The 18,888-nt window shown below is 71.2% G+C and carries 20 protein-coding genes; 12 read left to right on the top strand and 8 right to left on the bottom strand.

The annotated features are described in order from the left end of the window. Positions 1 to 83: 83 nt before the first annotated feature. On the bottom strand, positions 84 to 782 hold the full coding sequence (locus J2Y46_RS16165) for a response regulator transcription factor (protein WP_045298087.1): 699 nt from the start codon (positions 780 to 782) through the stop codon (positions 84 to 86). Between the two features lie 142 nt (positions 783 to 924). On the opposite strand from J2Y46_RS16165, the gene J2Y46_RS16160 reads away from it, so the two are divergent. From J2Y46_RS16160 to J2Y46_RS16145, 4 genes are all read left to right on the top strand, one after another. Further along, positions 925 to 1,224 (top strand): hypothetical protein, encoded by a 300-nt coding sequence (locus J2Y46_RS16160; RefSeq protein ID WP_045298320.1) that lies wholly within the window; start codon positions 925 to 927, stop codon positions 1,222 to 1,224. A gap of 135 nt (positions 1,225 to 1,359) precedes the next feature. After that, the gene (locus J2Y46_RS16155) at positions 1,360 to 1,962 is read left to right on the top strand and encodes an FABP family protein (protein WP_045298098.1); all 603 of its coding nucleotides are present in this window, start codon (positions 1,360 to 1,362) and stop codon (positions 1,960 to 1,962) included. Beyond that, complete coding sequence (locus J2Y46_RS16150; protein WP_045298100.1) at positions 1,962 to 3,068, top strand: folate-binding protein YgfZ; 1,107 nt, start codon at positions 1,962 to 1,964, stop codon at positions 3,066 to 3,068. The genes J2Y46_RS16155 and J2Y46_RS16150 overlap by 1 nt, the downstream gene beginning before the upstream one ends. 11 nt (positions 3,069 to 3,079) lie before the next feature. Next, positions 3,080 to 4,192 carry an aromatic acid exporter family protein gene (locus tag J2Y46_RS16145; protein ID WP_211255889.1) on the top strand — a complete coding sequence of 371 codons (1,113 nt, stop codon included), beginning with the start codon at positions 3,080 to 3,082 and terminating at the stop codon, positions 4,190 to 4,192. An 18-nt stretch (positions 4,193 to 4,210) separates the two neighbouring features. Here J2Y46_RS16145 and J2Y46_RS16140 read toward each other — a convergent pair whose 3' ends face one another. Continuing rightward, on the bottom strand, positions 4,211 to 5,029 hold the full coding sequence (locus J2Y46_RS16140; RefSeq protein WP_045298104.1) for a class I SAM-dependent methyltransferase: 819 nt from the start codon (positions 5,027 to 5,029) through the stop codon (positions 4,211 to 4,213). 70 nt (positions 5,030 to 5,099) lie between these two features. Here J2Y46_RS16140 and J2Y46_RS16135 point away from each other — a divergent pair, with 70 nt between their 5' ends. Continuing rightward, entirely contained in the window at positions 5,100 to 5,849 is a 750-nt protein-coding gene (locus J2Y46_RS16135; RefSeq protein WP_045298107.1) for a phosphoglyceromutase, read from the top strand. Positions 5,850 to 5,953: 104 nt separating this feature from the next. On the opposite strand, the gene phoU is transcribed toward J2Y46_RS16135, so the two are convergent. Beyond that, a complete protein-coding gene (gene phoU, locus J2Y46_RS16130; RefSeq protein ID WP_045298109.1) occupies positions 5,954 to 6,634 on the bottom strand; it encodes a phosphate signaling complex protein PhoU in 681 nt (226 codons plus the stop codon). Between the two features lie 165 nt (positions 6,635 to 6,799). Here phoU and J2Y46_RS16125 point away from each other — a divergent pair, with 165 nt between their 5' ends. Both J2Y46_RS16125 and J2Y46_RS16120 read left to right on the top strand, forming a co-directional pair. Then, positions 6,800 to 8,242 carry a sensor histidine kinase gene (locus J2Y46_RS16125; RefSeq protein ID WP_396653207.1) on the top strand — a complete coding sequence of 481 codons (1,443 nt, stop codon included), beginning with the start codon at positions 6,800 to 6,802 and terminating at the stop codon, positions 8,240 to 8,242. Next, positions 8,239 to 8,922 carry a response regulator transcription factor gene (locus J2Y46_RS16120; protein ID WP_045298111.1) on the top strand — a complete coding sequence of 228 codons (684 nt, stop codon included), beginning with the start codon at positions 8,239 to 8,241 and terminating at the stop codon, positions 8,920 to 8,922. Before J2Y46_RS16125 ends, J2Y46_RS16120 begins: the two co-directional genes overlap by 4 nt. Positions 8,923 to 8,986: 64 nt before the next feature. On the opposite strand, the gene J2Y46_RS16115 is transcribed toward J2Y46_RS16120, so the two are convergent. Next, the gene (locus tag J2Y46_RS16115; protein WP_084695524.1) at positions 8,987 to 9,454 is read right to left on the bottom strand and encodes a DNA modification methylase; all 468 of its coding nucleotides are present in this window, start codon (positions 9,452 to 9,454) and stop codon (positions 8,987 to 8,989) included. 145 nt (positions 9,455 to 9,599) lie between these two features. Here J2Y46_RS16115 and J2Y46_RS16110 point away from each other — a divergent pair, with 145 nt between their 5' ends. After that, the gene (locus J2Y46_RS16110; RefSeq protein WP_045298114.1) at positions 9,600 to 10,082 is read left to right on the top strand and encodes a CarD family transcriptional regulator; all 483 of its coding nucleotides are present in this window, start codon (positions 9,600 to 9,602) and stop codon (positions 10,080 to 10,082) included. Between the two features lie 107 nt (positions 10,083 to 10,189). Then, complete coding sequence (gene ispD / locus J2Y46_RS16105; protein ID WP_045298115.1) at positions 10,190 to 11,392, top strand: 2-C-methyl-D-erythritol 4-phosphate cytidylyltransferase; 1,203 nt, start codon at positions 10,190 to 10,192, stop codon at positions 11,390 to 11,392. A gap of 21 nt (positions 11,393 to 11,413) precedes the next feature. Here ispD and J2Y46_RS16100 read toward each other — a convergent pair whose 3' ends face one another. Together J2Y46_RS16100 and J2Y46_RS16095 are read right to left on the bottom strand one after the other, a co-directional pair. Beyond that, the gene (locus J2Y46_RS16100) at positions 11,414 to 11,881 is read right to left on the bottom strand and encodes a GNAT family N-acetyltransferase (protein ID WP_310243656.1); all 468 of its coding nucleotides are present in this window, start codon (positions 11,879 to 11,881) and stop codon (positions 11,414 to 11,416) included. Between the two features lie 58 nt (positions 11,882 to 11,939). Next, entirely contained in the window at positions 11,940 to 12,869 is a 930-nt protein-coding gene (locus J2Y46_RS16095) for an EamA family transporter (protein WP_310243654.1), read from the bottom strand. Positions 12,870 to 12,961: 92 nt separating this feature from the next. Here J2Y46_RS16095 and cysS point away from each other — a divergent pair, with 92 nt between their 5' ends. From cysS to J2Y46_RS16080, 3 genes are all read left to right on the top strand, one after another. Beyond that, positions 12,962 to 14,425, top strand: coding sequence for a cysteine--tRNA ligase (gene cysS, locus J2Y46_RS16090; protein WP_045298120.1), 1,464 nt, complete (start codon positions 12,962 to 12,964; stop codon positions 14,423 to 14,425). A gap of 29 nt (positions 14,426 to 14,454) precedes the next feature. Next, complete coding sequence (gene rlmB / locus J2Y46_RS16085; RefSeq protein ID WP_045298121.1) at positions 14,455 to 15,447, top strand: 23S rRNA (guanosine(2251)-2'-O)-methyltransferase RlmB; 993 nt, start codon at positions 14,455 to 14,457, stop codon at positions 15,445 to 15,447. Positions 15,448 to 15,547: 100 nt separating this feature from the next. Next, on the top strand, positions 15,548 to 16,189 hold the full coding sequence (locus tag J2Y46_RS16080) for an NAD(P)-dependent oxidoreductase (protein WP_045298122.1): 642 nt from the start codon (positions 15,548 to 15,550) through the stop codon (positions 16,187 to 16,189). A 75-nt stretch (positions 16,190 to 16,264) separates the two neighbouring features. Here the strand turns inward: J2Y46_RS16080 and J2Y46_RS16075 are convergent, their stop codons facing one another. Together J2Y46_RS16075 and J2Y46_RS16070 are read right to left on the bottom strand one after the other, a co-directional pair. Continuing rightward, entirely contained in the window at positions 16,265 to 17,575 is a 1,311-nt protein-coding gene (locus tag J2Y46_RS16075) for a DUF4032 domain-containing protein (RefSeq protein WP_045298124.1), read from the bottom strand. 73 nt (positions 17,576 to 17,648) lie between these two features. Next, complete coding sequence (locus J2Y46_RS16070) at positions 17,649 to 18,752, bottom strand: ABC transporter ATP-binding protein (RefSeq protein ID WP_045298127.1); 1,104 nt, start codon at positions 18,750 to 18,752, stop codon at positions 17,649 to 17,651. Positions 18,753 to 18,888: the final 136 nt, after the last annotated feature.

Below are 18,888 nucleotides of genomic sequence, written 5' to 3'. Positions count from 1 at the left end.
GCGCTGCGCGGAGCCTCGGGCGCGCGGGCCCACCTCGACAGCCGTCCCTCGCACACTCGGTGAGGGGCGGTGTGCCGCCCCGGTCAGGCGTCGGTGCGCTCGCGGGGGGCGGGTTCGGGCTCGTCCTCGTAGACGTTGAACCGGTAGCCCACGTTCCGCACGGTGCCGATCAGCTGCTCCATGTCGCCGAGCTTGGCGCGCAGGCGCCGCACGTGCACGTCGACCGTGCGTGTTCCGCCGAAGTAGTCGTAGCCCCACACCTCGCTCAGCAGCTGCTCGCGGGTGAAGACGCGCGAGGGGTGCGTCGCGAAGAAGTGGAGGAGCTGGAACTCCTTGTACGTGAGGTCGAGCGGGCGACCGTGCACCTTGGCCGAGTACGACGACTCGTCGATAGTGATGCCCGAGGTCTGGATGCGCGTCGAGACCTGCTCGGCAGACTGACGGCCGACGGCGAGGCGGATGCGGGCGTCCACCTCGGCGGGGCCCGCCGTGAAGAGGATGACGTCGTCGACGCCCCAGTCGGGGGAGACGGCGGTCAGGCCGCCCTCGGTCACGATCAGCAGGAGCGGAGCGTCCAGGCCCGTCGTGTTGAGGATCTTGCACAGCGATTTGGCGCCGACGAGGTCGACACGGGCGTCGACGAAGATGATGTCGGCGCTCGGCGCGTTGACGAGCTGGGCGGGCTCAGCGGGGATCAGGCGCACGCGGTGGCTCAGCAGTTCGAGCGAGGGCAGGACGGGGCCGCCTCCGTGTGTGGAACTGAGAACCAGGAGCTGTGCCAATGGATCGCCTTCCCGGCGCAGGGGGGTGCGCCGCGAACCCCAGTGTAGGGCGTGGTGGAGGGGTACTCGATCCGCATGTCCTCCGTCGACACACCCATCACCCGCGCCGCAGCGCGTGCGCCGCGCGGGTTGTTGGGTGATGATGGGATGCGTGGCCGTGCCTGAACTCGCCCCTCGCCGCACACTCGGCGGCATCGTCGCCGTGTGGGTGCTCGCGGCCGTGATCGCCGTCGTCGTCGGAATCTTCGCGACGCCGGACTGGCGTGCGGCGTGGCTGGGCGTCGGACTGGGCGGATGCCTCATCGCCGGGTTCGCGACCCAGCTGTGGTCGGGCCGGTCCCAGGGGTTCACCGAGCGCGTCGCGGCGAGCGTCCTCGGCGCCGCCCTGGTGATGGGCGTCATCAGCCTGGGGTTCGGTCTTGCCGCCCTCGTTCCCGGCTAGACTCCCTCGTATGGATACCGTCGCGCTCGAACTGTTCTTCGTGGGCCTGCTCGGTCTGGCGTCTCTGGCGATCGTCTTCGTCTCCGCCGTCGTCGTCAAGAACCTCTACCGCGGCCAGCGCTGACGGGTCCGGTCGTGCTCGACATCCCGACCGACCTTCCGGCGGAGCTCGTCCCCCTGTCGTGGCTCATCGGAGTCTGGGAGGGCACCGGCGTCATCGACTACGGCGACCACGCCTACGCCGGCGAGTTCACGCACCGCGTGAGCTTCAGCCACGACGGCGGCGACTATCTCAACTACTCCGCGGACGCGTGGCTGCATGACGCAGAGGACCCCCAGAAGCGCACGCGCCTGGTGGCAGAACTCGGCTACTGGCGTCTCGCACTCACCGCGACCGACGCCGACGCCGGGCCGGGCCTGCTTCCCGCGCTCGCCGCGCCCGTCGTCCGCACCGCCGACGACATCGAACAGCTGCGCAACGCCGACGGCGGCTTCGACCTCGAGGCGGCCCTCGTGCACGCCGACGGCGTGAGCGAGCTCTATCTCGGCCAGATCAAGGGCCCGCGCATCGACATCGCGACCGACGCCGTCGTCAGGCCCGCCGGCGCGAAGTCGTACGCGGCTGCCACCCGCATGTACGGGCTCGTCGACGGCCACCTGCTGTGGGCATGGGACATCGCCGCGCTCGGCTTCGAACTCGGCGCGCACGCGTCGGCACGACTCGCGCGGGCGGAGTGATGACCGGCCCGTTCTCCGCTGTCCCCGGCGCCGTCGTCGACGACGCCGGGCTGCAGCACGTCGGCAATCCGCTCGCCGAGCAGCGCCGGCTCGCCGCCGGAGCCGCGCTCGCGCCCCGCGCCGACCGCGCGGTCATCGCCGTCCCCGGTGAGGACCGCCTGACCTGGCTGGACTCGCTGTCGTCGCAGGCGCTGACCAGACTCGACCCCGGCGTCGGCACGGAGCTGCTGATCCTCGACCCGCAAGGACACGTCGAGCACGCGGCATCCGTCGTCGATGACGCGGAGACGACCTGGCTCATCGCCGATCGCGCCGACGTCGAGGGACTGTACGACTGGCTGCGCAAGATGCGGTTCCGGCTGCGCGTCGACCCGCGGATCGCCGACGACGAGTACGCCGTGATCGGCGGCACCGCCGCCGCGCTCGAGCGCATCTCGCCCGCGGCACCCGCCGGGGTGCCGCTGGTGTGGCGCGACCCGTGGCCGTCGGTCACGCCGGGCGGTCACGCGTACGCGCCGGTCGACCCGCACCCCGGCGCCGATCGCGATTGGGCCGAGGCGATCGTGACACGCGCCGAGGAGGCGCGGATGGCGGATGCCGCGGCCCGCGGCGAGCTGGAGCTGGCAGGCCTGACCGCGGTCGACGCGCTGCGCGTCGCCGCGTGGCGCCCGCGCTGGACGACGGACGTCGACGAGCGGGCGCTGCCGCACGAGCTGGACTGGCTGCGAACTGCGGTGCACCTCGACAAGGGCTGCTACCGCGGGCAGGAGACCATCGCCAAGGTCCACAACCTCGGGCACCCGCCGCGGCGCCTCGTCGCGCTGCAGCTGGACGGGTCCGGCAGCGTGCTGCCCGAGCACGGCGCGGCCGTGCGGCTCGGTGACGACGCCGTCGGCATCGTGACGTCGGCGGCGCTGCACTACGAGGAAGGGCCGATCGCGCTCGCGGTCGTGCGTCGCACCACGCCCGTCGACGCCCCGCTGACGGTGGACACCGCCGACGGCCCAGTCGCCGCGGCGCAGGAGGTCGTGGTGCCGCCGGACGCCGGCGCCACGGCGAACGTGCCGCGCATCACCCGGCTGTCGCGCCGCGCGGCGGCCCAGTAGGGGACTCGGCGGTGAGCGGCGACGGCGAGACCGCCGCGATCACCCAGGTCGTGCCCACGGGCTGGCGCGCCCGGCTGGACCTTCGCCCGCAGCTGGCGCGCGTGCGCGGGTCGGCGCTCGCCATCCTGCAGATCACGGTCGCGGCGACCGCGGCGTGGGCCTGCGCGCACTATGTCATCGGGCATCCGGCGCCGCTGCTCGCGGCCACGGTGACGATCACCAGTCTTGGCCTGGTGCGCGACGCGCGCCCGCGGCGCGTGCTCGAGACGGTGGTCGGGATGCTCGTCGGCATCCTCGTCGCCGAGGGCTTCGTCGTGGTCGTCGGCCCTGGCTGGTGGCAGCTCGCACTCGCCCTCGGGGTGACGCTGCTGGTCGCCCGGTTCCTGTCGCCCTATCCGCCTTTCGCGATCATGGCGGGCGTCCAGGCGTGCATCGTGATGTCGCTGCCGGCGACCGAGCCGTTCTCCCGGCTCATCGACGGCGCGGTGGGCGGCGTCGCCGCCCTCGCGGTGACCGCGCTCATCCCGCGCAATCCCCGCAGGGAGGAGGCGCGCGACGGGCACGCGGTCTTCGCGGCTGCGGACGCGGCGGCGCGCACGATCGTGCAGGCGCTGCGTCGGGGCGACGCGCTGCGGGCCGCCCGCGGCCTGGAGAAGGCGCGCGCGATCGCCCCGCGCATCGACGAGTGGCGCGCCTCGCTGGACTCCGGCCTCGCCGTCGCAGGATTCTCGCCCTGGCTGCGCCCGCAGCGGGCAGAGCTGCGCCGGCACCACGCGGTGCTGCAGGCGATGGACTTCGCCACCCGCAACCTCCGGGTGGTCGCCCGTCGCGCCGTGTACCTGTGCGACGACGGCCAGCGGCGTCCGGTGCCGGCCGAGGTGCTCGCCGAGCTCATGCGCGCCGCGGAGCTCGTGGGCGAGAGCCTCGACGACATCTCGCTGCAGCCGGCAGCGCGCGAGGCGGCGCGAGCGGTGGCCGTGCGCCTCGACCCGGCGCGGATCCTCCCGGACGGTTCGCAGGGCGAGCAGAACCTCATCACCGCGATGCGACCGTTCGCGGTCGACCTCCTCACCGCGACCGGCATGTCGTCCGCCGAGGCGCGTGCGGTGCTGCCCCGCGTGTGACGGACTGCGCGCCGCGCCTCAGCGCGGGGCCACGGCATCCCACGGCACGGTGACCTCGCCCAGGCGCCACCGCGACCGCTCGAGGACCGGCCACCCGCCGTCGACCAGCGCCGACAGCGCTGTGCGCCAGCGATGCACCGGGCCGAAGGGCGACACACTCGCCGCGCGTTCCCACTCCGCGTCGAGGGCCGCAAGGAACGCGTGCACGGGCTCGCCGGGGACGTTGCGGTGGATGAGGACCTTCGGGAGCCGCTCCGCGGCGATGGACGGATGCTGCAGCCCCGCCAGCCGCAGCGACACCGTGAGGGTGCGCGGCACGGCGTCGGGGCCGAGTGCGACCCAGGTCGCGATGCGCCCGATCTCGTCGCACGTTCCCTCGACGAGGAGTCCGTCCGGCGCGAGGCGCGCGCACATCGTCGCCCACGCCGCCGCGACCTCCGACTCGTCGTACTGACGGAGCACGTTGAACGCCCGTACGACCGCCGGGCGGCGCCCGCCGGCTGTGGGCACCTCGAAGCCGCCGCGCGCGAACGACACGAGTGCATCGGCGGCGAACGACGTGCCGCCCGCGCGGACCTGCTCCAGCTGGGCCCGCGCCCGCGCGACGCGCGAGGGATCGATCTCGAGGCCGAGCACCTCGACGTCCGGCCGTACGCGGACGAGGCGCGCGTACAGCTCCAGCGCCGTCACGCCGCTCGCGCCGTAGCCCAGGTCGACCACGAGCGGATCGTGGGCCCGGCGCAGAGCGGGATGCCGCGCGATCCAGCGATCCACGCGCCGCAGCCGGTTGGTTCCGGTGGTGCCGCGCGTGATCTGCCCGACCGGTCCCCGCGCCATGTCTCCATGATGCCAGCCGCACCCGTCACAGCATCGGGAGGCGGCCCCCGGCGCCGATATCATGGGGCGCATGACCGCGCCCTACACGCTGATCCTCCTCCGACACGGCCAGAGCGAGTGGAACAAGACCAACCAGTTCACGGGCTGGGTCGACGTCCGCCTCACCGACCAGGGCAAGGCCGAAGCCCAGCGCGGCGGCGAGCTGCTGGCCGATTCCGGCATCCTTCCCGATGTGCTGCACACCTCCGTGCTCAGCCGCGCCATCCAGACCGCCGACATCGCCCTCGACGCGGCCGACCGCCTCTGGATCCCGGTCAAGCGCTCGTGGCGCCTCAACGAGCGCCACTACGGCGCTCTGCAGGGCAAGGACAAGGCGCAGACCCTCGAGGAGTTCGGCAACGAGCAGTTCATGCTGTGGCGCCGCTCGTTCGACGTCCCGCCGCCGCCGCTGGCCGCCGACGACCAGTACAGCCAGGTCGGCGACCCGCGCTACGTGGGCATCGACGGCGAGGTGCCCGACACCGAGTCGCTCAAGATCGTCATCGACCGCATGCTGCCGTACTGGCACAGCGACATCGTCCCGGACCTCAAGGCCGGCAAGACGGTGCTCGTGACGGCGCACGGCAACTCCCTGCGCGGACTCGTGAAGCACCTCGACGGCATCAGCGACGCCGACATCGCCGAGCTCAACATCCCCACGGGCATCCCGCTGGTGTACCGCCTCGACGAGAACCTCAAGCCTCTCGGCCCGGGCGAGTACCTCGACCCTGAGGCCGCCGCTGCCGGCGCCGCCGCGGTCGCGAACCAGGGCAAGGCCTGATCTCGAACAGCGCAGAAGAGCGGATGCCTCCCCACGAGGCATCCGCTCTTCCTTTTCTTCGCCTTCGCAGCGGCAGCCCCCGGCTGCAGGCCGCGTGACGGGCTTCAGAGAGACGGGGCGACGACGTCGATCGTGTCGGTGCTCGACGTCCAGTCTCCGGTCGACAGGTACGCGACCTTCTTCGCGACCGAGACCGCGTGGTCGCCGAAGCGCTCGTGGTAGCGGCTGGCGAGCGTGGCATCGACGGTGGCCGACGGATCGCCCTGCCAGCTGTCGCTGAGCACCTTTTCGAACACCGAGACGTGCAGCTCGTCGAGCTTGTCGTCGGCGTTGCGGATCTCGTCGATGAGGTCGCCGTCCTGCGTGCGCAGCAGTTCGGTGAGCTGGCGTGCCGCCTCGACGTCGAGTTCGCCCATCTTGAGGAAGGTGGACTTCAGGCCCTTGGGGATGGCCCGCTCGGGGAAACGCATGCGGGTGAGCTGGGCGATGTGCTCGGCGATGTCGCCCATGCGCTCGAGCGACGCGCTCATGCGCAGAGCGCTGACGACGATGCGCAGGTCGCGTGCGACCGGCTGCTGGCGGGCGAGGATCTCGATGGCGAGCTCGTCGAGCTCGACGGCCTTCTCGTCGATGACCGCGTCGGCCTCGATGACCTCCTCCGCAAGCGCCACGTCGCTCGTCCCGAACGCGCGCGTCGCCTTGTCGATGGCGATCGTGACGAGCTCGGCGATCTCGACGAGACGCCCCTGCACGTCCTCGAGGGACTGGTGGAAGACTTCGCGCATTCCGACGCACCTTTCATGGTCTGGGAGGGCTTGCGCCCGCGCCCGGCCGATTGTCGCCAGGGAAGGTTAACGGACGGTGCCCCCGTGGTGAACAGTACCCGGCGCGGGTGCCCAGGTCCCGGTCACGGTCCATTGTCGCGCGCGACGTGCCCCTACGCTTGAGGCATGGATACGACGCAGCTCGCGCTGCTCGCCCTCCTCGCGGGGATCATCATCGGCGGTTCGATCTCCGCCGTCATCGTCGCGTCGATGCGCGCGCGTGACCGCGCACATGCGGAGGGATCGATCGAGATCCCTGACGGCGTGCGGGGCGTCCTTCACGGCATGGACGATGCCGCCGTGGTGGTGGACGCGTCTTTCACGGTGCTGGCTGCTTCCTCCGCCGCCGCGGCGTTCGAGCTGCTCGAAGGCGGCACGCTCCCGACCGACGAGCTGCGGACCCTCGCGCGCCGCGTGCGGACCACCGACGCCGAGGTCACCGAAGCGAGCGCGACGGAGACGATGCGGCTGCGCCGTGGCGCGCCGCCGGCCGAGCCTCGCCTCGTGGCCGTGCGTGCGTCCCGCATCTCGCCGCGGCTCACCCTCCTCGTGCTGCGCGACATCTCCGAACGCGAACGCGTCGAGGAGATGCGGCGCGACTTCGTGGCGAACACGAGCCACGAGCTCAAGACACCCGTCGGCGCGGTGAGCCTGCTCGCCGAGGCGATCGAGTCGGCGGCCGACGATCCGCCGCAGGTGCGGATCTTCGCGATGCGGCTGCAAGCGGAGGCCAACCGGCTCGCGCTGCTGACCTCGCGCATCATGAACCTGTCCCGGCTGCAGGCAGCGGATGAGCTCCCGCAGCAGGACGTCTCGATCGACGAGGTCGTGGCATCCGCCCTCGACGCGCACGCGATCCAGGCGGACTCCGCCGGCGTCGAGGTGATGCGCGGCGGTGCGCGCGGGCTCTACGTGCATGGCGACGCGCAGGTGCTGAGCGAGGCGGTCGGCAACCTCATCGCGAACGCCATCGCGTATTCGCCGCGGGGCTCGAGCGTCGGCGTCGGTATCAAGGCCGTCGACCGCATCGTCGAGATCGCCGTGACGGACCGCGGCATCGGCATCGCCGAGGGCGAGCAGGACCGCGTCTTCGAACGCTTCTATCGGTCCGACCCCGCGCGCGCCCGCCGCACCGGCGGCAGCGGGCTCGGCCTCTCCATCGTCAAGCACGCGGTGCAGCGGCACGGCGGCGAGGTGCGCCTGTGGTCGCGCCCTGGCCGCGGATCCACGTTCACGATCCGCCTGCCCCAGATCGACGCGCCCGCCCTCGAGCCGGCGCCCAAGCGCGGGCGCAAGAAGAAGCGGCCCGCCGTCGCTGACATGCCGGCCACCGAGGCTGCGCCCGCCGCAGTCCCGGCACCGTCGGCCTCCGCCCCAGCTCCGGGCGCGAAGAGTGCGCCGACGGCGAAGAGCGCTCCGGCCGCCCCCGGGGCGAAGCCCGCCGCTTCCGCCCGCGCGGCCAAGGCCGCAGCACCCGACCGCGCGGCCAGGTCCGCCGCGCCCAAGACTCCCGTCGGTCCTGCCGGCGGCCAGAACCCGGCATCCGTCGCGAATGGAGACCCCGCATGACCCGCGTCCTGATCGTCGAGGACGAGCCAGACCTCGCCGACCCGCTCGCCTACCTCCTTCGCCGCGAAGGCTACGAGGTCGAGATCGCCGAGGACGGCCCGACCGCCCTGACCGCGTTCCGCGAGCGCGGCGCCGACATCGTGCTCCTCGACCTCATGCTGCCCGGAATGCCGGGCACCGAGGTGTGCCGCCAGATCCGGATCAGTTCGGCCGTGCCGATCATCATGCTGACCGCGAAGGACTCCGAGGTCGACATCGTGGTGGGTCTCGAGCTCGGCGCCGACGATTACGTCACCAAGCCGTACTCGGCCCGCGAACTGCTCGCCCGCATGCGGGCCGTGCTGCGCCGGTTCTCGCAGATCGACGCCGACCTCGAGGACCGTGTGCTGGAGGGCGGCCGCGTCGTGCTCGACATCGACCGTCACACGGTCGCCGTCGAGGGCGGCGAGATCAACATGCCGCTCAAGGAATTCGAGCTGCTCGAGGTGCTCATGCGCAACGCCGGGCGCGTGCTCACGCGCGGCCAGCTCATCGACCGCGTGTGGGGGAGCGACTACTTCGGCGACACCAAGACCCTCGATGTGCACATCAAGCGGATCCGCTCCCGCATCGAGAAGAACCCCGGCGCGCCGGAGATGCTGGTCACCGTGCGGGGCCTCGGCTACCGCTTCGAGGGCTGAGCCGCAGCGCACGGAAGAGGGCGCCCCTCGCGGGGCGCCCTCTTCTCGCGTGCGCGAGCGTCGCTCAGGGAGCGAGCGGCGCGAGGTAGTTGAGAGTCCCGTCCAGGACGGGCACCGAGACGAGCGCGCCCTCGGAGTCGCCGGACTGGAAGAACGTGGTGACATCGGTGCCGGGGAGGGCGTCGAGGTCCTCGACGAGCAGCGGCTCGTCCTCCTCCGAACCGAGGCTCACTGTCGTGTTGGCGGGAACCCGCACGGTGAGCGTCGGGCCGCCTTCGCCGAACTCGATGTTGAGGGTGTGCGAGTCCTCGGTCTGGTTGATCAGGGCCGCGACGAAGTTGCCCTCGGACCCGTCCTCGTTGGCGACGATCTGGGCGTTGCGAACCTCGATCGGGCCGGCCTCGTGGACGTTCGTGCCCTCCGCCGCCGAATACGGGATCGTGGTCGCCTGCGGCGAGATCATGCTGCACCCGGTCGTCGTGAGGACGAGTGCGCCCCCGATGGCCAGCGACGCGATGAGGCGGCGGTTCACGGATCCTCCATAAGACGGATGACGGTTCTCCAGCATTCTAGGGGCTCGCGATGTGCCGCGCGGAGCACCGCCGCGGCCGCAGGGCGGAGAACCTTAGCGTATTTCGCCTGTGGTATCCTGGAGGTTGCCGAAAGGACATAACTCCATGCTTTTTGAGGTTGGCGAGACGGTCGTCTACCCCCACCACGGGGCGGCTACGATCATCGAGGTCAAAGACCGGATCATCAAGGGCGAGACGAAGAAGTACCTGAAGCTCAACGTCACGCAAGGTGATCTCATCATCGAAGTCCCCGCAGAGAACGTCGACCTGGTCGGCGTCCGAGACGTCATCGGCAAGGAGGGCCTCGACAAGGTCTTCGAGGTGCTGCGCGCTCCCTTCACGGAGGAGCCGACCAACTGGTCGCGCCGCTACAAGGCGAATCTCGAGAAGCTCGCCTCCGGCGACGTCATCAAGGTGAGCGAGGTCGTGCGCGACCTCTGGCGCCGCGATCAGGACCGCGGCCTGTCGGCCGGAGAGAAGCGCATGCTCGCCAAGGCGAAGCAGATTCTGATCTCCGAGCTCGCTCTGGCCGAGAAGACCGACGAAGAGAAGGCGAGCGTCCTTCTCGACGAGGTCCTCGCGAGCTGAGACTCCTGGAACGGCGCCCCGATGGGGCGCCGTTCTGCTGTGCGCACCCGATTCCGACTGGGCAGCACGCGCACAGCGTCGCCCGTCGATCGCGATAGCGTGAGCGGGTGAGCATCACTCCCGTCCCGCGCGTCGGCGTCATCGTCGTGGCCGCCGGGTCCGGCACCCGGCTGGGCGCTGGAGCGCCGAAAGCGTTCGTCGGCATCGACGGGAGCAGCATCCTTCGTCACGCCCTCAGCGGCGTCTTCGCCGCCCCGCTCGCGCAGGTCGTGATCGTCGCGCCCGCCGGGCGCGAGGGCGATGCGCTGAGCGAGGCACTGGCCACCGCGGGGGACCGTCGAGAGCTGGTGTCGGTGGTCGCGGGCGGCGACACGCGGCAGGCCTCCGTGGCCGCCGGTCTTGCAGCCCTGTGGGCCGATGTCGAGGTCGTGCTGGTCCACGACGCAGCGCGCGCCCTCACCCCGGCCGACGTCTTCGAGCGCGTCATCGCGGCGATCGACGGGGGCGCGGCAGGCGCGATCCCCGTGCTCCCGGTCATCGACACGCTCAAGCGCGTCACGGGTGACGAGATCGTCGCCGCGGTCGACCGCGCCGAGCTCGCCGCCGCGCAGACGCCGCAGGGGTTCCGGCGCGACGTGCTCGACACGGCATACGCCGCCGCCGCGGCGGACTTCACCGATGACGCGGCCCTGGTCGCCGAGTCCGGGCACCCCGTCGCGGCCGTGCCGGGGCATCCTCTGGCTTTCAAGATCACCACCGCGGCGGACCTCGATCGCGCGCGCCACCTGCTCGCCGAGCCTGCGCCGCACCCGGCGGCACACCTCGGCGGCGTGCCGGCGCTTCCGCGCGTCGGCGTCGGCACGGATGTGCACGCGTTCGGCGGCGAGGGGACGCTGTGGCTCGCGGGGCTCGAATGGGCGGGTGAAGCGCCGCTGTCAGGGCACTCCGACGGCGACGCCGTGGCGCACGCGATCGTCGACGCGCTGCTGGCCGCCGCGGGCCTCGGCGACATCGGCACGCACTTCGGCACGGATCATCCCGAGTACGCCGGCGCGCACGCGGACGCGTTCCTGACGCGCACCGTAGCGCTGCTCGGGGAGGCGGGCTGGCGTGTCGGCAACGTCTCGGTGCAGGTGCAGGCGAACCGTCCACGCTTCTCCGCGCGCCGCGCAGAGGCCGAGCGAACGCTGTCGGCCGCACTCGGCGGCGCACCGGTGTCGGTCTCTGCGACGACGACCGACGGCCTCGGGTTCACGGGGCGGGGCGAGGGCGTTTCCGCCTTCGCCGTCGCCCTCGTCGTTCCGGCCTGACCGCTCCGCGCCCGTCGGTCGTCAGAGCGCGCGCGTCATGAACACCGAGAACGGGTCGAGCGCGTAGTCCTCGAAGGGGCCGCAGAAGACGAAGCCCTCGCTCTCATAGAGGCGCTGCGCGGGGACGAAGTCCTCGGTGGTCCCGGTCTCGAGCCAGAGGCTCGACATGCCGCGCCGTCTGGCCTCCTCGACGATGTGGCGCAGCAGCGCACGGCCGACCCCGGTGCCGCGGAACCGGTCATTCGCGCGCATCGACTTGATCTCGCCGCGGTGCGCATCGAGCGACTTCAGCGCGCCGACGCCAGCCAGTTCGCCGTCGATCCACGCCGTCCAGACCGAGAGGGACGGATGCCGCAGTGCCTCGATGTCGAGCGCGTGCACGCTCTCGGCGGGAGAGTTGTCGTGCATCCCCGCCAGGTGCAGGGCGATGAGGCGCCGGGTGGCTTCGCCGCTCAGGTCGTCGGTGCGGATCTCGATGGTGCGCTGCATGTCGCGCCCAGTGTGCCACGCGCCGGTTTCCGTGGTGTTTCCTGCCGCCGGCGCGGTTTCACGCCTCGACGGCGTAGGGAGCGGGGTCGCGCGGGGACCGGGATCCCCACGCGAGGAGGGCGAGCCCGGCGGCGAGCACCACGAGCCCGACGATCGCGAGTGCCGACAGCCGCTCGCCGAGCACGACGATGCCGAGCACGCTTGCGGTCAGAGGCTCGCCCAGCGTGAGCGTCGCGGCGGTGGCCGCGGTGAGCCCGCTGAGGCCCCACGTGAACAGCACGTACGCGATGGAGATGGTCGCGAGGCCCAGCCACAGCGCCATCACCGCACCTGATGTCGTGCCGAGCCATGAGAGGTCCACGAAGGGGAGTGCGAAGGCACAGATGATGGCCGAGCTGGCGCCCATGGCGCCGACGACCGTGAAGGGATCCCAGCCGTCGTCGAGCAGGCGACGCTGCGCGTTGGCGATGACCGCGAACGAGGCGCCCGCGCCGATGGAGCCGAGCAATCCGAGAGGATCCGTGCCGCCGGCCGTGCCCGCTTCGCCGCCGAAGCCGAGCAGCACGACGCCGATCGTCGCGAGCGCTGTCGCGCCCATCCACGTGGGTGTCGGCATCCGTCGCGTGAGCGCCCATTCCAGCAGGCCCGCGAGGATCGGGGCGGAGCCGAGGGCGACGACCGTGCCGACCGCGACGCCGTTGCGCGCCGTGCCGAGGAAGAAGAGAGGCTGGTACAGCGCGAGGCACGCGCCCGTCAGCACCATGAGCAGCACGGGCCGGGCGCCCCAGCGCGGCCGCACCGTACCCGCGGGCAGGCGTCGGGCATGCCGTGCGGCGAGCGAGAACGCGATGATCGCGAGTCCCGTGCCGCCGATCACCATGCGCATGACACCGATCGACAGGGGAGTGGTGCCCGCAGGACCGAGCGCCTGCGAGGTGCCGGTCGTGCCGAACAGCAGCGCGGCGGCGAGGACGGCGAGCACATGCACCCACCGTTTATATCGGAATCGGCGCCATCGACCGGCATCACCCCTGCGGGCTCGCTCAGGGTCGGCACGGCACCCGCCGGTAGGCTGGTGCGGTGACGGTTCAGTTGTACGACACCAAGGCGCAGACCCTGCGCGATTTCGTGCCCCTCGACCCCGGCAACGTCACGATCTACGTCTGCGGTCCGACGGTGCAATCCGGGCCGCACATCGGGCATCTGCGCGGCGCGCTGAGCTTCGACATCCTGCGCCGCTGGCTCACCCACCGGTACGGCCGTGTCACCTTCGTCCGCAACGTCACGGACATCGACGACAAGGTGCTCGCGAACGCGTCGGACGGTGAGCCGTGGTGGGCGCTCGCCTACCGCATGGAGCTCGAGTTCACGCGCGCCTATACCGCGATCGGCATCCTCCCGCCGACGTACGAGCCTCGCGCGACGGCATCGATCCCGCAGATGCAGGAGCTCATCCAGCGCCTCATCGAGGCAGGCCACGCCTACGCCGCCCCTTCGACCGGATCAGGGACAGCAGAGACGGATGCCGCCGGCGACGTCTACTTCGACGTCCGGTCGTGGGCGGACTACGGGTCGCTCACGAACCAGTCGATCGACGCGATGGAGCCCGCCGCCGACGCCGATCCGCGTGGCAAGCGCGACCCCCGCGACTTCGCCCTCTGGAAGGGCGCCAAAGCGGACGAGCCGACATCTGCGACCTGGTCGTCTCCGTGGGGCGCCGGCCGGCCGGGCTGGCACATCGAATGCTCCGCCATGGCGCGCCGCTACCTCGGTGCCGAGTTCGACATCCACGGCGGCGGGCTCGACCTGCGCTTCCCCCACCACGAGAACGAGCTCGCGCAGTCCACGGCCGCCGGCGACGGCTTCGCGCGGTACTGGGTGCACAACGGCCTCGTGACGGTCGGCGCCCAGAAGATGTCGAAGTCGCTGTTCAACTTCGTGCTCGCCGAGGACCTGCTGCGCGAGCGCGACCCGCTCGTGGTGCGCTACGCCCTCGCGGCGGCGCACTACCGGTCGAGCCTGGACATCACGACCTCGACGTTCGACGAGGCCGAGGCGGCGCTCGAGCGCATCCGCACCTTCCTCGAGCGAGCGCTGCGCACTCTTCGGGGAACGGAGGACGTGCGGGTGGATGCTGCCGTCCCGAAGGCGTTCGCGTCAGCCCTCGATGACGACCTCGGGGTGCCGCAGGCGCTCGCCGTGCTGCACGAGACCGTGCGTGACGGCAACACCGCGCTCGACGCGGGGGACCGCGACGCGGCTCTGCGAGCGTTTGCCGACGTCGCGGTGATGGCCGGCGTGCTCGGCATCGACCCCCTCGACCCGCACTGGCGGTCGACGGACGCCTCGGCCGAGGCATCCGCTCTCGACGCCTTGGTGAAGACGATGATCGCCCAGCGCGCCGACGCGCGCGCGGCCAAGGACTGGGCGGCCGCCGACCGCATCCGCGACGCGATCGCGGCGGCCGGCATCGCCCTCGAAGACGGTCCCGACGGGACGCACTGGAGTGTCGCCGACACTCCCCGCCCGGCGGAGAACAACTGACGGGCTGCGGCCCGCACGAAGGAGAACTGATGGCGAAGCCAGGACGCCCCGGCGCCAGCAAGGGCAACAAGAAGGGCCCCACCAAGGGCACCGGCGGTAAGAACAAGCGGTCCCTCGAGGGCCGAGGGCCGACTCCCAAGGCCGAGGATCGCGCATGGCACCCTGCCGGCAAGCGCAAGGCCGCCGCTGAGCGGTACGCCGCTGCGGGCGGCACGGGCAAGCCGGGGCAGTCCGCGCCGCGGTCGTCGCGCCCCGCGAAGAAGGACGACGACACCGAGACCGTGACCGGTCGCAACTCGGTGCTGGAGGCCCTCCGCGCGAAGATCCCCGCGACCGCGTTCTACATCGCGCAACGCGTCGAGATGGACGACCGGGTCAAGGAGATGCTCGCGATCGCCACCCACCGCGACATCCCGGTGCTCGAGGTCACACGCCCGGAGCTCGATCGCATGGCGGGCTTCGACGGCGTGCACCAGGGTGTTGCGCTCAAGGTTCCGCCGTACGAGTACGCCCACCCACAGGATCTGCTCGAGAAGGTGATCGACGCGGGGCAGACGCCGCTGTTCGTCGCGCTCGACGGCATCACCGACCCGCGCAACCTGGGTGCGATCCTGCGCTCGACCGCCGCCTTCGGCGGGCAGGCGGTCATCGTGCCGCAGCGCCGGTCCGCGAGCGTCAACTCGGCCGCGTGGAAGACGAGCGCAGGTGCGGCCGCGCGCGTCCCGGTAGCGCTCGCCTCCAACCTCACCGCGATGCTCAAGGATTTCAAGAAGCAGGGCGTGTTCGTCCTCGGCCTCGACGGCGGGGGAGACGTCTCCCTGCCGGCCCTCGAGCTCGCCGACCGGCCCGTCGTGATCGTGGTCGGCTCCGAGGGCAAGGGCCTCTCGCGGCTGGTGACCGAGACCTGCGACCAGATCGTGTCCATCCCGATCTCGTCGAGCACCGAGTCGCTCAACGCCGGCATCGCGGCATCCGTCGCGCTGTATCAGGTCTCGACGCTTCGGGGCACCACTCCCGCCTGAGTCCGCGTGTGACGCGCGCGGGAACAACTCCGCGCAGCGCTCACGTTCCCCCCTGCAGAGCCGGCGATGGCCGGCGACACCACCCGTCGAAAGGCAGCACATGGCACGCATCGCCGTCATCGGAGGCTCGGGATACGCCGGCCGTCACATCGTCGCCGAGGCGGTGAGCCGGGGCCACAGCGTGCTCTCGATCGCTCGCCGCATCCCCGCCGAGCGCCACGCCGGGGCGATCTACGTCGAAGGATCGCTGACCGACGTCCCCGATCTCCTGGCGCAGATCGAGGGCGTCGATGTGGTCGTATCGGCGGTCGCACCGCGCGGCGACATGCAGGGGCTCGTGCGCCCGAACATCGCGGCGCTCGCCTCTCTCCTGCCCGAGGGCGTTCGCCTCGGCGTGATCGGCGGGGCAGGCGGCAGCCTCGTCACAGAGGGCGGCGAGCGGGTCGTCGACCTTCCCTCGTTCTCCGAGGACTACAAGGCGGAGGCTCTCGAGGCGATCGGCGTCCTCGAGGACCTCAAGGAGGGGCCGGAGTCGCTGGACTGGTTCTACATCCACCCGGCGGGCGGCTTCGGCGCGTACAACCCGGGCGAGCGGACCGGCGAGTACCGCACCGGCGGCGACGTCATCGTCACCGACGCGGAGGGCGAGTCGTACATCTCGGGCGAGGACCTCGCGGTCGCGATCGTCGACGAGATCGAGAACCCGCAGCACCCCCGTAAGCGGTTCACCGTCGGGTACTGACAGCCGCGAATCGCGAAAGGGCATATCTCCGCCGGGGATATGCCCTTTCGCGATCGGTGCGGCCGAGGACGGACGTCAGACCAGGTCGCGCCAGTCGATGTCGTCGTCGTCATCGTCATCGATGACGGGGTTCGACGACGTGATGATGGAGAGCGACACGGTCTCAGTGGGCGGACCCATCAGGGTCGCCTCGTCGCGGCGGTGGCGCAGCACGTTGTCGATGTAGCTCGTCAGCGCCTCGGCGAGGGGCACCGACTTGCCCTTGGCCTGGGACAGGTACCAGCGGTGCTCGAGCAGCTGGTGGAACACCTCTGCGGGCTCGAGCTTCGAGCGCAGGTCCCAGGGGATTGCCTTGACGACCGGCTCGAACACCCGGGTGAGCCACTCATGGGCGACCATCTCCTCGTCGTCGCCGAGGCGTGAGATGCGCACGCGGAACTCGTCGAGGTCGTTGAGGAGACGCCGGGCCTGATTCTCCTCGACGTCGAGCCCCGTGAGGCGCAGCAGGCGCCGCTGATGGTGGCCCGCGTCGACGACCTTCGGCTGGATCGACACGCGCGTGCCGTCGGCCGTGGCCTGGATCGACATCTCGCCGATGTCGAATCCGAGGTCGTTCAGCCGCTGGACGCGCTCCGTGAGCCGATACGCCTCGTCGGCGCGGAACGTCTCCTCGTCGGTGAGTGCGGCCCACAGCGAGTGGTACGCCGACACGATGCCGTCGGCGATCGCGATCGCGTCGACGCCGCCCTCGAGGCGACCGCCGGCTTCGAGGTCCATGATCTCGCCCGCGATGTTCGTGCGGGCGACGTCGAGGTCGTGTGCGCGCTGGCCAGGGGTCAGGCCGCTCTCGTGCAGCTCGCCGGTCTCGGCGTCGACGAGGTAGGCGGCGAACGCGCCCGCGTCGCGACGGAACAGCGTGTTCGACAGCGACACGTCGCCCCAGAAGAACCCGACGTTGTGCAGGCGGACCAGGAGCAGAGCGAGCGCATCGACGAGTCGCGTCGCGGTGTCGGGGCGCAGCACCTGCGTGAACAGGGCGCGGTAGGGGAGGGAGAACTTCAGGTGCGCGGTGACCAGAGCCGCGGGAAGCGGCTCCCCCGCGGCATCCGTGCGTCCGGCGATCACGGCGACGCGCTCGACGCACGGCACGTCCAGACGGGCGAGATTGCCGAGCATGTCGTACTCGCGCTGCGCCATGGCCTGCGTCGTCTCCTTGATGGCGACCACGCGGCCCGAGAGGTTGGCGAACCGCACCAGGTGGCGCGAGATGCCCTTGGGCAGGAACACGATGTGGCTCGACGGCCACTCCCCGAGCGGGGTCGACCACGGCAGCGTCAGCAGCCCCGGATCGACGCTCGAGGCGGTGATGCTCAGGGCGTCAGGCACGAACCCTCCTGGAAAAGTGCGACGGCGCGGGGGGAAGAAGCTCCCACCCGCGCCGTCGCGAACGAATCGGCGGTTACGCCGCGGCGATCGCCTTGTCGGTGAGGCGCTCGCCCGACTCGATGTCGAACACGTGGACGTGTCCGGGGACCGGAGCCAGCGTGACCTTGTCGCCGGCGATCGGGTGACGGCGGCCGTCGACGCGCGCGACGATGTCGGTGCGCTTGCCGGCGACGTCGGCGTGACCGTAGAGGTAGCCGTCGGCGCCGAGCTCCTCGACGAGGTCGACCGTGACCGTGAGGCCCTTGCCGTCCGCGGGGGCGACCTGGATGTCCTCGGGACGCACACCGATGGTGACCTCGCTGCCGTGCGCCTTGCCGAGCGTGTCGGCCTCGACGCCCACGACGGTGTCGCCGAACTGCACGCCACCCTCGGCGATGTGCGCCGGGAACAGGTTCATGGCGGGCGAGCCGATGAAGCCGGCGACGAACACGTTGTTCGGCTTCTCGTACAGGTCGCGCGGGGTGCCGACCTGCTGGAGGAGGCCGTCCTTGAGGACCGCGATGCGGTCACCCATCGTGAGCGCCTCCGTCTGGTCGTGGGTCACGTACACCGTGGTGACGCCGAGGCGGCGCTGCAGCGACGCGATCTGCGTACGGGTCTGGACGCGGAGCTTCGCGTCGAGGTTCGACAGCGGCTCGTCCATGAGGAACACCTGGGGCTGGCGGACGATCGCGCGGCCCATGGCGACGCGCTGACGCTGACCACCCGAGAGGGCCTTGGGCTTGCGGGTGAGGTACTCCTCGAGGTCGAGGAGCTTCGCAGCCTCGAGCACGCGAGCGGCGCGCTCCTCCTTGCCGACGCCGGCGATCTTGAGCGCGAAGCCCATGTTCTCGGCGACCGTCATGTGCGGGTACAGCGCGTAGTTCTGGAAGACCATCGCGATGTCGCGGTCCTTCGGGGGGACGTCGGTGACGTCACGGTCGCCGATCAGGATGCGGCCCGAGTTGACCTCTTCGAGGCCGGCCAGCATGCGCAGCGACGTGGACTTGCCGCAGCCCGACGGGCCGACGAGAACCAGGAACTCGCCATCGGCGACCTCGAGGTTGAGCTTGTCCACAGCGGGGCGAGTGCCCCCGGGGTACAGACGGGTTGCGTTGTCAAAGGTGACGGACGCCATGTTCTCTTCTCCTTCACCGGCAGGTACGTGCCGGACGATCCGTAGTGAGGAATGAGCGGGGGCTTTACCCGCACGCCCGCCATCGGGCGCAAGGAACAGTATGACACGGCGCGCGCGGAGCTTGCGTCTGGGCATT

Source organism: Microbacterium sp. BE35 (assembly GCF_031457705.1).
GTDB classification, from domain to species: domain Bacteria; phylum Actinomycetota; class Actinomycetes; order Actinomycetales; family Microbacteriaceae; genus Microbacterium; species Microbacterium trichothecenolyticum.
This window is presented reverse-complemented; position numbering and strand designations above follow the sequence as displayed.